Consider the following 12543-nt stretch of genomic DNA (forward strand, 5'->3'; position numbering starts at 1 on the left):
CCCTCTGATCGTTCCCCGGCGGCGGTCCTCCGACCGCCCCCGGCGGCGGCCGTCGCCCGTATGTCCCGGCGACGGCCGCGCACCCCGCTGTCCCCGCGACGGCCGCGAACCCCGCGACGCAGTCGCGCGGTGGTTCGTCGCCGCCTCTCACCGTCCCCTCTCCAACTGAAAGGTTGGTCATGACGCACGGCATCACCAAGCCACCCACCGAGGAGTCGTCGGAGCAGGGGCAGCGCCCCGCTCTCACGCGGCTGCCCTCCCTGACCGGACTGCGGTTCCCCGCCGCGTTCCTGGTCTTCCTGAGCCATGTCGGTCTGGCGCTTCCCCAGCTGCGCCTGCTGAAATCCGACGGGGCGGCGTCCGATCTCGCCAAGTTCACCGAGAACGCGGGCGCGCTCGGCGTGGCCTTCTTCTTCGTCCTCAGCGGTTTCGTGCTGACCTGGTCCGCACGGACGAAGGACACCGCCCCCGCCTTCTGGCGCCGGCGGTTCGTCAAGATCTACCCCAACTACGTGCTGGCGTGGGCCCTGGCGCTGATCCTGTTCGCCTCCACCTACACCCCGACCCGCGTGGCGATCGCCAACGTGCTGATGGTCCAGGTGTGGAAGCCGGACTTCGCGTACATGTACAGCGTGAACCCGGTGAGCTGGTCGCTGGCGTGCGAGCTGATCTTCTACCTCTCGTTCCCGCTGCTGCACCGGCTTTTCGTCCGCATCCGGGACGAGCACCTGAAGTACTGGATCGCCGGTGTGACGGCGGCGATCATCCTGACGCCGTGGTTCACCTACACCTTCATCGCCGGCAACGGTACGCAGATGACCTCGGACCAGACCTCCTCGGCCGGCGACGCCTCGGTGATGCAGTACTGGGTCGCCGTCTTCCTGCCGCCGGTCCGGCTGCTGGACTTCGCCCTCGGCATGCTGGTGGCGCAGGCGGTGATGCGGGGCCGCTGGCGCAACATCGGCCTCATCTGGTCGACGTTCCTGGTCGCGGTCAGCTGGTGGGTCTCCCAGAACGTGGACATGCTCTACGCCAAGCGTTCCGTCTCCATCATCCCGATCGCGCTGCTGATCGCCGCGGCCGCCACCAAGGACGTCAGGGGCGAGTTCACCATCTTCCGCAACAGAGCGATGGTGTGGCTGGGCGAGGTGTCGTTCGCCTTCTACATGTGCCACTTCCTCGTCCTGCAGTACGGGCGCAAGCTGCTGGGCCACGACCTGTACTCCATACCGCAGACGGTGGGGCTGGAGATCATGCTGACGGCGATCGCCGTGCTGTTCTCCTGGATGGTGTACGCGGTGCTGGAACGGCCGGTCTACCGCCTCTTCGCCACCTCCCGGAAGGCAAGAGCCGAAAGGGCCGGGGCCACGGTCTGAGCCCGGTGAGGCCGTTAGGGCCCTACCGCGCGAAAGGACACCGACCCGGGGTACGGCGAGCCGGCCGGACCCCGGGCACAGCGGGCGGCCGTACGCGGGCCCGGCACACACCGTGCCGGGCCCGTACTGCTGTCCGTACCGCTGTCCGTCAGGTGTTCGCGGTGGTGCCGCTCTCCTCGGCGGCCCGGGCCTCAAGGCCCGACACCTTGCGCAGCGGGACCTCCTTGGTCCACAGGACGGTGAGGAACGCCAGCGCGACCACACCGGCCGTGAGGAGGAAGACCACCTGCATGGAGTCGGCGAAACCCTGCTTGAACGGCTCGGCCAGGCGCGGGTCCAGGCGCTGCAGGAACGAGGAGTCGTTGAGCACGTCCGCTCCCCCGGTGCCCGAGCCGGGGTTCTTCAGCATGTCGAGCACCGGCTTGTTGGCCGGGTCCCCCAGGACGGACGGGTCCTGGAGCGCGGACTGGAACCGTGGCGTCCGCGAGGCGGACCTGAGCGCCGCGGAGACCTTGTCGCCGACGCCGCTGAACAGCACCGAGAGGAAGACCGCCGTACCGACGGTGCCTCCCATCTGCCGGAAGAACGTGGCCGATGCGGTCGCCACACCCATGTCCCGGGGCGGCACGGCGTCCTGCACCGCGACCACCAGGGTCTGCATGCACGCGCCGAGGCCGAGCCCGAACAGCAGCATGAACACCATGGTCTGCGGCAGCGGCGTGTCCCACTCCACCCTGTAGTGGAACAGCAGCATCGCCACGCCCATGGCGACGGTGCCGAGGGTCGGGAAGATCTTGTAGCGGCCGGTCCTGGCGGTGATCCGGCCGCTGACGATCGAGGCGATGATCACGCCGAGCATCACCGGCACCATCTCCAGGCCGGCCCGGGTCGGACTCGCGCCCTTCACGATCTGCAGGTACTGGGGGATCATCAGCATCCCGCCGAACATCCCCGCACCGATCAGCACGGACAGCAGACTGGTCTTGCTGAACGTGCTGTTGCGGAACAGCCGCATCGGGATCAGCGCGTCGTCACCCATCCCGCGCTCCACGAGGATCCACGCCACGACGCCGACCGCGCCGGTGCCGTAACAGACCAGCGACGACGTCGAGCCCCACCCCCACGCGCGGCCCTGCTCGGCGACGAGCAGCAGCGGCACCACGCCGAGGGCGATGGTGAGCGCGCCCCACCAGTCGATGCGGCGGTCGCGGCGGGTGTGCGGGATGTTGAGGAACCTGGCGACGACGAACAGCGCGATGACGCCGACCGGCACGTTGACCAGGAACACCCAGCGCCAGCCCGTGACGCCGAGGATGCTGCTCTGCCCGGCGAGGAAGCCGCCGACGAGCGGACCGGCGACGCTGGACGCGCCGAAGGCGGCGAGCATATAGCCCTGGTAGCGGGCGCGTTCGCGGGGCGCCACGAGGTCGCCGATGATCGCCAGGGCCAGCGACATCAGACCGCCGGCGCCGATGCCCTGCAGCGCGCGGAAGGCGGCCAGCTCGCTCATCGAGGTGGCGAAGGTGCACAGCGCCGAACCGACGATGAAGATCGTGATCGAGGCCAGGTAGTAGGGCTTGCGCCCGTGCAGGTCGGACAGTTTGCCGTAGAGCGGCGTCGCGATCGTCGACGTGATCAGATACGCGGTCGTCGCCCACGCCTGCTGGCTGAGCCCGTTCAGGTCGTCCGCGATGGTGCGGATCGAGGTGGAGACGATGGTCTGGTCGAGCGAGGCCAGGAACATCCCCAGCATCAGGCCGCTGAGGATGGTCATGATCTGCCGGTGGCTGAGCCCGGTGGGCCGGGGTGCCGCCGTCTGGGTGTCGCCGCCGGGGGCGGGCACGGTCCTGCTCATCCTCGCCCGCCCCGTGCCGTGCCGCCGCCACGCGACGCTCTGCGCACTCGCGGCGGGCGCGTCGGTGTCGTGCGTACTGCCAGGTCGTCGCCGAGGCGCGGACGCCACGTCGAATGGTCCTCTGCCATGCCCTCGTTCCCCACGTTCATGGGCACGGATCACAGGTCCGCGCCGTCGAATCACCGCAGCCGAAACCGTGCGTGCGGTGGGAGTGGTCTCGGCCGCAGGCCGGGTGGACTCACGGCTGCTCCGCGGGCGTTCTGCGTCACCACGGGCGGCGGGCTCTGCGGCGCTTCACACCGGAACAAACCGAAGGCCCCCCAGGGACTCCGGAGTCCCTGGGGGGCCTTCAGCCGGGAGAACTCCCAGCCCGGTGAAGGGTCTTGTACACCACACGCGAGCCTTTCGGCGGTGCTCCGCCGTGACCCGCGCGGTCGGCCGCGCCGCCGAGGGGGCGCGGCCGGGTGGGGCGCCGTCCGCCGGGGCATACCCGGACGGCGGCGCCGGCCGACTAGGACCAGGTGTTGCCGGCGGGCTCCAGCGTGGTGCGGTTGATGCGGTTGAAGAAGTTCGTCATCGCGATCTCCAGGATGATCGCGTTGAGCTGCTCCTCGGTGAAGTGGTCCGCAACGGCGTCCCAGATCTCGTCGGTGACACCCGCGGCACCGTCCTGCAGCCGGGTGGCGGCCTCGGCCAGCGCCAGCGCCGCACGCTCCTCATCGGTGTAGAAGGGCGACTCGCGCCACGCGACGACGCTGTGCAGGCGCTCGTCGGTCTCCCCGGCCTTCTTCGCCCCGGCGATGCCCGCGTAGACACACGGCGCGCAGCCGTTGATCTGGCTGGCGCGCAGGTGGACAAGCTCCAGCAGCTTCTGGTCGACGCCACCGGCGGCAATCGCCTTGTGGAGGCTCTGGATCGCGGAGTAGAGGTCGGGGCTGAGCTTGGCGTTCTTGATACGGGACTCCATGGTCCTTGCTCCTTCATCGGGTTAGCTGATCGGATTACCTGTGCTCTCACTCCTTATGACGTAGCAGGACCGAGGAAGGTAACAACATGTCCGACACCACTCCGACAGACTCCGTGGCCGAGGCGTTCGAGTCGCAGCGCGACCGGCTGCGCGCGGTCGCCCACCGTGTGCTCGGCTCGCACGCCGACGCGGAGGACGTGGTGCAGGAGGCCTGGCTGCGGCTCTCCCGTCAGGACACGGCGACCATCGACAACCTCACCGGGTGGCTCACCACGGTGGTCGGCCGGATCAGCCTCGACGTCCTGCGCTCGCGCCAGGCCCGCCCGGAGTCCTTCTACGACGACCGCCTCGACGAGTTGGAGGTGACCCTCGACGACGGGCTCGCTCCCGAGGAGAACGCGGAAGTGGCCGACGCGGTCGGACTGGCGCTCCTGGTGGTCCTCGATTCGCTGCGGCCCAGCGAACGGCTCGCCTTCGTCCTGCACGACCTGTTCGCGGTGCCGTTCAACGAGATCGGCCAGATCCTGGGCAAGTCCAGCGACTCGGCCAAGATGCTCGCCAGCCGCGCCCGCCGCAAGGTGCAGGCGAACGAGCGGCCGGAGGCCGCGGGACCGCAGCAGCGCGCCGTGGTCCAGGCCTTCCTCGCGGCTGCCCACGAAGGTGACTTCGAGGGGCTGTTGAGAGTGCTCGACCCCGAGGTGAAGCTGACCGTGGACACCCCGGCCGGTACCGTCGTCACCCTGGGCGCCACCGAGGTCGCGGCCGGCGCCCGGCTTTCGGCCAGCGCGGCCGCGCGGGGGCTCCCCGTACTCGTCAACGGCCTTCCGGGGGTCCTCTCCTGGCACGAGGACGGCACTCCGATGGCGCTGCTCGCGTTCACCGTCACCGACGACCGGATCACCGGCATCAGGGCGGTGGTCGACCCGGCCAGGCTCGCGCGGGTGGAGCTGCCCGCGCCGGCGTGACCGGTCCCCCGGTGTCCGGAGCCCGGCCCCGGACACGGCGAAGGGCGGTCACCGTGGGCCGGTGACCGCCCGATCGGCGGTGTTCAGTCGTGGCGGGCGTCGGCGCCGGTGAGCGGCGCCGCCCGGGGACGCCCTGTCCCCCGCGCCGCGCCGGCCGCTCAGTACGCCGCGTTGATGAAGGCCTTGAACAGGCCCGCGATCTCCAGGTCGCCTTCCTCGGCGTGCGGCTGGAAGCCGACCAGGAAGCGCGCGGACGGGTCCTCCACCGCCTCGATGACACCGTCCTCCTGCGCCCAGGCGGTGGCGACGAGTCCCTCACCGACCGTCGCCAGGCCCTGGTGGTGGTGGCACTTTCCACTGGTGGAGGAGCCAACCGCGGTCCCCAGCACGGATTCTGACAGGACGTCGATGTCGCGGACCGTGTGCCGGCCCGGGACGGTGGGCCCGTGCGTGGGCAGGTGCTGGTGCAGTGTCCCGCCCCGGGACACCGCGATCACCTGAAGGCCGCGGCAGATGCCGAGCACCGGGATGCCGCGCCGTTCGGCGACGGCCAGGGCGGCGAAGTCGGTGACGTCGCGCAGCTTGTCCGGCGGGAAGGTGTGCGGGTCGCGCTCGGCGCCGTAGCGCGCCGGGTCGATGTCGCCGCCGCCGGTGATGAGCAGCGCGTCCACGCCTGCCATCACGTCCTCGACGGCTTCGGGTACCGGCGGAAGCAGCAGCGGCGAGCCGCCCGCCTCGGTCACCCTGGCGATGTAGGCCCAGGGCTGCACGGCCGCCGGAATGGTGCCCCAGATACCCCAGTTCGCGGGAACCGCGTCCGCGGTGACCGCCACTACCGGCCTCTTCATGGAGTGGCCCTCCTCTGCTCGGTCGGCGCGTCCATGGGCGCCGGTGTTTCGGTGCGTGACGGTCACCGCTGAGACCGGTGGACATCGGGCTCTGCCGTATAGCGGCACAGCGCGTTGTCAAATCCTTATTTCAGTACGAGAACGACCCGCCGACATCCGCGACTATGATCGCAACCAGCTGGATCTTGCAATGTTCAAGGCCGCCTGTGTGCAAGCGCGGTATTTCGCAGTTGAACGCATCCCCTGCCACATGCGTCACTATGCAATTCTTGGCGATGTCTGAAAGACGCCTGCCCGGGTGACGGAAACGGTAGCCAAGGAATTCCCCCACAGATGGCAGAAATGGACATTTCCGCCGAATCCGGTGGCGGATGCACTTTCCTGTGCCGATGGGCTGGAAAACGCCGCACAGAGGGCCGCCGAACGCTTTAGCTTCGAGGAGTTGGAAATCAATGACGACTGATGCCGCACACAAGCCGAAGGTGGGCGTCATGCCTGCGGGTCACCGTGACACGCAGGGCTGGCCGCTCAGCCCCGAGATTGAGAAATTCCTCGCAGCGGACGGTCAGGGCATTCTCACCACCCTGCGGCCCGACGGCACCCTGCACTCGGTGCCCGTCAGCTTCACCTGGGACAGCGAGGCGCGGCTGGCACGGGTCATGACGGTGGGCATGTCGAAGAAGGCCCGGAACCTGGTCCAGGCGCCGGGCGGGCGGGTCTCGCTGTGCCAGCGGGACAACATCTCCTCGTGGGTGACCCTTGAGGGCACCGGTACGGTCCACGACGACGCCGAGCGCCTGGCGGACGGGTCACGCCGGTACTCCGAGCGCTACGGAAAGGACTGGCTCAACCCGCCCAACCCGGTGGTCATCGAGATCGCCGTCGACCGGGTGATGAGCCGGAACGTCTGATTCCCCATCCGTCCCGGCCTATTTCCTCCGGCACCGCGACGGGCGGGAGACACCAGGACGGCCCTCTTCGGATACGTACATACCGAGGCGAGTCGATCACCTACCGCCCCCGTGTGCGGTGGTGGTCGGCCCGCCTTTTGCATTCACCTCGATTCACGTACACGCATTGCCTCGCAAACCTGCAGAGATCTGACAGTAAATTGACGATCATGTGACTCCGCATGGCTTGTATCAGTACGGCCGGGAAGTGATCCTTGTTGTCGTTGTCCGTTGAATCGAAACGAAAGCAAAAAGGGGAGCGGTGTGAAAGGGATAATCCTTGCCGGCGGACACGGCACACGGCTGCACCCGATTACGATCGGTGTCTCGAAGCAGCTGCTTCCCGTCTACGACAAGCCGATGATCTACTATCCGCTTTCGGTGCTCATGCTCGCGGGAATCACTGATATCCAAATCATTTCCGCACCGCACGACCTCGAAAACTTCCGGAGCCTTCTGGGAGACGGGTCCGAACTCGGCATCTCGCTGAGCTATGCCGAGCAGGACAAGCCCCGCGGGCTCGCGGACGCGTTCCTGGTGTCCGCCGACCACATCGGCGACGACTCCGTCGCCCTGATCCTCGGTGACAACATCTTCCACGGCCCGAAGTTCGGCAGTCTGCTGCACCGGGCCGTCCAGGACGTGGAGGGCTGTGTCCTCTTCGGCTACCCGGTCCGCGACCCGGAGCGCTACGGCGTCGGCGAGGTGGACGAGCGCGGAAAGCTCATCTCCATCGAGGAGAAGCCGGCCCAGCCGCGCACCAACATGGCGATCACCGGGCTCTATCTCTACGACAACGACGTGGTCGACATCGCCCGGGGGCTGCGGCCCTCCGAGCGGGGCGAGCTGGAGATCACCGACGTCAACCGCATCTACATGGAGCGCGACCGGGCCACGCTGGTACCGCTGGGCCGCGGGTTCGTCTGGCTGGACACGGGCACCCACGACGCCCTGACGGAGGCCGGTCAGTACGTGCAGATCCTGGAGCACAGGCAGGGCGTGAGGATCGCCTGCCTCGAAGAAATCGCCTGGCGCATGGGGTACATCGACCGCGACGCGTGCTACCGGCTCGGTAGCCGTCTGTCGAAGTCGCCCTATGGCCAGTACGTCATGGAAGTGGCCCTCTCCGGATGAGGCCGCTGTTCACCGGGCTTGGGGAGGGCACGGGATGAGCACGACTACGCGGCTTCGCCCGCGGACGGAACACGACCTGCGAGAGCGGCTGGCGAGATCGGCGGGCCTGCGGGACACGGGGCACAGCCTGCGCACGGAAGATGTCGCCAAGTGGCTCGAAAAGCGCACACAGGCCCATCACTTCGCCGTGGAGCGCATCCCGTTCGCCGAGCTGGACGGATGGTCCTTCGCGAAGGACACCGGAAACCTGGTGCACCGAAGCGGCCGGTTCTTCTCGGTGGAGGGTTTGTCCGTCACCAGTTCCGAGGGGCCCTTCCACCGCTGGGAACAGCCGACGATCCACCAGCCCGAGGCCGGGATCCTGGGCATCGTGGCGAAGGAGTTCGACGGCGTACTGCACTTCCTGATGCAGGCGAAGCTGGAACCCGGAAACCGCAATCTGCTCCAGCTGTCGCCCACCGTGCAGGCCACCCGGAGCAACTACCTGCGGGTGCACCAGGGCGCGCAGGTGCGGTATCTGGAGCACTTCACCCAGCCCGACCGGGGCCGGATCCTCTACGACGTGCGCCAGTCGGAGCACGGCTCGTGGTTCTACCGCAAGGCCAACCGCAACATGCTCGTCGAGGCGATCGGCGACGTGGCGGAGCACGACGACTTCTGCTGGCTGACGCTTGGGCAGATCGGCGAGCTGCTGCACCGGGACAACGTGATCAACATGGACGCCCGGACCGTGCTCGCCTGCCTTCCCTTCGGGGAGCCCGGGGCGCGGGCGCTGCACTCCGACGCCGAGTTCCAGTCCTGGATCACCACCGAGCGTTCGGGCCACGACGTGCTGACCCGGCTCGTCCCCCTCTCCGGCATCGACGGCTGGGAGCGGGGCGACGACACGCTCGCCCGGACCGACGGCCGGTTCTTCCGCGTGGTCGCGGTCGCCGTCCAGGCGGGAAGCCGTGAGGTGCCGGCCTGGTCGCAGCCGCTGTTCGAGCCCGTGGGCCTGGGAGTCACCGCCTTCCTGTTCCGCCGCATCGACGGCGTCACGCACCTGCTGGTGCGGGCCCGCGCGGAAGCGGGGTTCCTGGACACCATCGAGCTCGGCCCCACCGTGCAGTGCACTCCGGGGAACTGGGACCACCTGGACCCCGCAGAGCGACCCCCCTTCCTTCAGGAGGTGCTCGACGCCTCACCGGAGCGCGTCCGCTACGAGGCGGTGCACTCCGAGGAGGGCGGGCGCTTCCTCTACGCCGAGAGCCGCTACATGTTCGTCGAGGCCGACGAGACCGTGGCGCCGCTCGATCCCCCGCCGGGATTCCGGTGGTGCACCCCGGGCCAGCTCAGCGCGCTCACCACGCACGGGCACTACGTCAACGTCCAGGCCCGGACGCTGCTGTCCTGCCTCAGCACGGGCGCGGTCCGCCTCGATCACACCGCCTGACACCCCGTACGCGAACGCGCCCCCACCCACGCCACCCACGCCCACTCACCGGAAGCTCCTGAACCCATGAAATTCCTGTTCATCGCCGGCGGCAGCCCCGCGACCGTCTTCACCATCGCTCCGCTGGCCACGGCCCTGCGCAACGCCGGGCACGAGGTGCTCGTCGCCGCCAACCAGCCGCTGACCGACGCGGCGGCCGGCGTCGGGCTCCCCTCGGTCTCGCTCAACCCCGAGCCGGTGTTCCAGTTCATGCGGTTCGACCGGGCCGGCAACCCCATAGACCCGCCCCAGGGCCACCACGAGAACATGCTGCACACCGCCCGGTCCTTCGCCAGGATGGGCCTCGCCGGCCTGGACACCCTGCGCCGCCTCGCCGAGGACTGGCGGCCCGACGTCATCGTCGGCGGCTCGATGACGTACGTGGCGGGGCTGTTCGCCGCCGAGATCGGCGTCCCCTACGTACGCCAGGACTGGGACGTCGTCCCGACCACCGAGGCCGACCCGGGCGCCGAGGACGAGCTGCGGCCCGAGCTGGAGCGCCTGGGCCTCACCTCACTTCCGGTGCCGGCCCTGAACATCGATGTGTGTCCGCCGTCGCTGCGGCCGCACCTGCCCTCGCCGCACGCCGACGGGGCACAGCCGATGCACTGGCTCCCCGGCAACAGCCAGCGCCGCCTGGAGCGGTGGATGTACACCCGCCCCCAGGACCGCAAGCGCGTGGTGATCACCACGGGCACCCGGGCGCTCGCCTTCCAGTCCGCCGAGGAGATGCGGCGCCTGGTGGAGGAGCTGGGCCGGACCGGGGCCGAGGTGCTGATCGCGGCGCCCGAGCAGGTCACCGAGAAGTTCGCCCCGGAGCTGGGCGACACCCGTATCGGCTGGCTGCCGCTGGACATCGTGGTCCCGACCTGCGACCTGCTGGTCCACCACGGCGGCGGGGTCACGGCCATGACCGCCATGAACGCCGGGGTCCCGCAGCTCATCACCCCCGAGGCCTCCTACATGGAGATCGTCGCGAAGGCCCTGACGGACTTCGGCGCCGGCCTCACCGTGGCGACGTCGGGACAGGACTCGACCGAGGCGATCGCCGCGGGCTGCCGCGAGCTCCTCTCCGACGCGCGCTACACGCGGCGTGCGCGCGTTCTCTCCCAGGAGATGGCCGCGCTTCCGGCACCGGCCGAGGTGGCGGGCGTCCTGGAGAAGCTCGCCGCCGGCTGAGACCGGCGACCGGGGTGCGCGGCAACGCCGCAGCCGCACCGCGCACCCCGCCGCACCGGTGGGCCTCCCGGCCCGTCCACCCGCACACCGTCCGAAACCGACGAGGAGACGCAGTGATGACCGCAGGCCGGCGCCGGACAGGTGCCCTCGTGAAGAAGGTGGCGCGGTGAGAGTCCTCGTCACCGGTGGGGCCGGCTTCATCGGTTCCCACTTCGTCCGTACCCTGCTCGAAGACGGCTACCCGGGCCTCGAGGGCGCCGCGGTCACCGTCCTCGACTCGCTCAGCTACGCCGGCAACCGCGCCAACCTGCCCGCCGAGCACCCGCGCCTGAACTTCGTCCGGGGCGACATCCTCGACCTGCCGCTGCTGCTTGACCTGCTGCCCGGTCACGACGCGGTGGTGCACTTCGCCGCCGAGTCCCACGTGGACCGCTCCATCGACGACGCGAACGTGTTCGTCCGCACCAACGCGGAGGGCAGCCAGAACGTCTTCGAGGCGTGCCGGCGCACCGGCGTGGAGCGGGTCGTGCACGTCTCCACCGACGAGGTGTACGGCTCCATCGACTCCGGCTCCTGGACGGAGCGGGAGCCGCTGCTGCCCAACTCCCCCTACGCCGCCTCCAAGGCCGCCTCCGACCTGATCGCCCGGGCCTACTGGCGCACCCACGGCCTCAATCTGTCGATCACCCGCTGCTCCAACAACTACGGCCCGTACCAGCACACCGAGAAGCTCATCCCGCTGTTCGTCACCAACCTCATCGAGGGCAGCCCGCTCCCGCTGTACGGCGACGGCGCGAACATCCGGGAGTGGCTGCACGTCGACGACCACTGCCGGGCCATCTGCCTGGTGCTCCTGCGGGGGGCGGCCGGCGAGGTCTACAACGTGGGCGGCGGGAACGAGCGGACGAACCGCGAGATCGCCGAGCGCCTGGTGGCACTGGGCGGCGCCGACACCTCCGTGATCCACCGCGTCGCCGACCGCCTGGGACACGACCTGCGCTACGCCCTGGACGACACGAAGATCAGGGAAGAGCTCGGTTACGCCCCCCGCGTCTCCTTCGAGCAGGGCCTCGCCGACACCTTCGCCTGGTACCGCGACAACCCCGCCTGGTGGAAGCCGCTGAAGGGCGACGGCCGCGGATGACCCCCACCGTCATGGTGCTGGGCGGCACCGGATTCATGGGCACCCATCTGTGCGCCGCGTTCCGCGCCGCTGGTCACCGCGTCGTCCGTGTCTCGCGCGGCCCGTCCCCGGACCACCCCGGCGACGACGCCACCGTGCATCTGCGCCGCGACCTCGGGGCGCCGGAGCAGGAAGTGGCGGCGCTGCTGGCCGAGGTGGCACCCCAGGTGGTCGTGAACGCGGCCGGGGTGGTGTGGCAGGCGGACGAGGACCGGATGTGGTCCCTCAACGCCCGCTTCGCCGAGCGGCTCGCCCACGCGGCGGCGGCGCTGGCGCACCCGGTCCGCCTCGTCCAGCTGGGCAGCTCCCACGAGTACGGGCCGGGCGAGCCGGGCACCAGCACGGGCGAGGACGCCGAGTGCGCACCCGTCTCGGTGTACGGACGCACCAAACTGGCCGCCACCGGGGCGGTGCTGGAGACCGCCCGGGAGACGGGCCTGGCCGCCGTGGTGCTGCGGGTCGCCAACGCCACCGGCCCGGGCGTGCCCCCGGGCAGCCTCCTGGGAACGGTCGCCCAGCGCCTGGCCGCACCGGCGCCCGCCGACGAGGCCGACGAACCGGCGGAGCTGCGGCTCGCACCCCTGCGCGCCCGGCGCGACTTCGTGGACGTCCGGG

Annotated in this window: 12 protein-coding genes; 9 read left to right on the forward strand and 3 right to left on the reverse strand. The window is 69.8% G+C overall.

Annotated elements, in window-relative coordinates:
• The first annotated feature begins 179 nt into the window (after positions 1–179).
• Positions 180–1376: an acyltransferase family protein gene (locus A8W25_RS29810; protein ID WP_079126518.1), complete on the forward strand. Its 1197-nt coding sequence runs from the start codon at positions 180–182 to the stop codon at positions 1374–1376.
• A gap of 148 nt (positions 1377–1524) precedes the next feature.
• On the opposite strand, the gene A8W25_RS29815 is transcribed toward A8W25_RS29810, so the two are convergent.
• Both A8W25_RS29815 and A8W25_RS29820 read right to left on the reverse strand, forming a co-directional pair.
• Positions 1525–3231: an MDR family MFS transporter gene (locus A8W25_RS29815; protein ID WP_079126519.1), complete on the reverse strand. Its 1707-nt coding sequence runs from the start codon at positions 3229–3231 to the stop codon at positions 1525–1527.
• Between the two features lie 511 nt (positions 3232–3742).
• Entirely contained in the window at positions 3743–4198 is a 456-nt protein-coding gene (locus A8W25_RS29820) for a carboxymuconolactone decarboxylase family protein (protein WP_067167484.1), read from the reverse strand.
• Between the two features lie 86 nt (positions 4199–4284).
• Between A8W25_RS29820 and A8W25_RS29825 the strand changes: the two genes are divergently transcribed.
• Entirely contained in the window at positions 4285–5163 is an 879-nt protein-coding gene (locus A8W25_RS29825; protein ID WP_067167486.1) for a sigma-70 family RNA polymerase sigma factor, read from the forward strand.
• Between the two features lie 158 nt (positions 5164–5321).
• Here A8W25_RS29825 and A8W25_RS29830 read toward each other — a convergent pair whose 3' ends face one another.
• A complete protein-coding gene (locus tag A8W25_RS29830) occupies positions 5322–6011 on the reverse strand; it encodes a gamma-glutamyl-gamma-aminobutyrate hydrolase family protein (protein WP_067167488.1) in 690 nt (229 codons plus the stop codon).
• Positions 6012–6309: 298 nt separating this feature from the next.
• Between A8W25_RS29830 and A8W25_RS34195 the strand changes: the two genes are divergently transcribed.
• The 7 genes from A8W25_RS34195 to A8W25_RS29860 form a co-directional block, all read left to right on the forward strand.
• Positions 6310–6474, forward strand: a complete 165-nt coding sequence (locus A8W25_RS34195) for a hypothetical protein (protein WP_158942792.1) — start codon at positions 6310–6312, stop codon at positions 6472–6474.
• Positions 6475–6502: 28 nt separating this feature from the next.
• Positions 6503–6922 (forward strand): pyridoxamine 5'-phosphate oxidase family protein, encoded by a 420-nt coding sequence (locus A8W25_RS29835; protein ID WP_067167498.1) that lies wholly within the window; start codon positions 6503–6505, stop codon positions 6920–6922.
• A 303-nt stretch (positions 6923–7225) separates the two neighbouring features.
• The gene (gene rfbA / locus A8W25_RS29840) at positions 7226–8095 is read left to right on the forward strand and encodes a glucose-1-phosphate thymidylyltransferase RfbA (protein WP_067167490.1); all 870 of its coding nucleotides are present in this window, start codon (positions 7226–7228) and stop codon (positions 8093–8095) included.
• Positions 8096–8129: 34 nt separating this feature from the next.
• A complete protein-coding gene (locus tag A8W25_RS29845; protein WP_067167492.1) occupies positions 8130–9527 on the forward strand; it encodes an NDP-hexose 2,3-dehydratase family protein in 1398 nt (465 codons plus the stop codon).
• A 66-nt stretch (positions 9528–9593) separates the two neighbouring features.
• Entirely contained in the window at positions 9594–10745 is a 1152-nt protein-coding gene (locus A8W25_RS29850) for a nucleotide disphospho-sugar-binding domain-containing protein (RefSeq protein WP_067167493.1), read from the forward strand.
• 166 nt (positions 10746–10911) lie between these two features.
• Complete coding sequence (rfbB, locus tag A8W25_RS29855) at positions 10912–11889, forward strand: dTDP-glucose 4,6-dehydratase (protein WP_067167495.1); 978 nt, start codon at positions 10912–10914, stop codon at positions 11887–11889.
• Positions 11886–12543: NAD-dependent epimerase/dehydratase family protein (locus A8W25_RS29860; RefSeq protein ID WP_158942794.1), on the forward strand; the 658-nt coding region annotated here is incomplete at its 3' end. The genes rfbB and A8W25_RS29860, both read left to right, overlap by 4 nt.

Source organism: Streptomyces sp. ERV7, assembly GCF_001653515.1.
Taxonomy (GTDB): Bacteria; Actinomycetota; Actinomycetes; order Streptomycetales; family Streptomycetaceae; genus Streptomyces.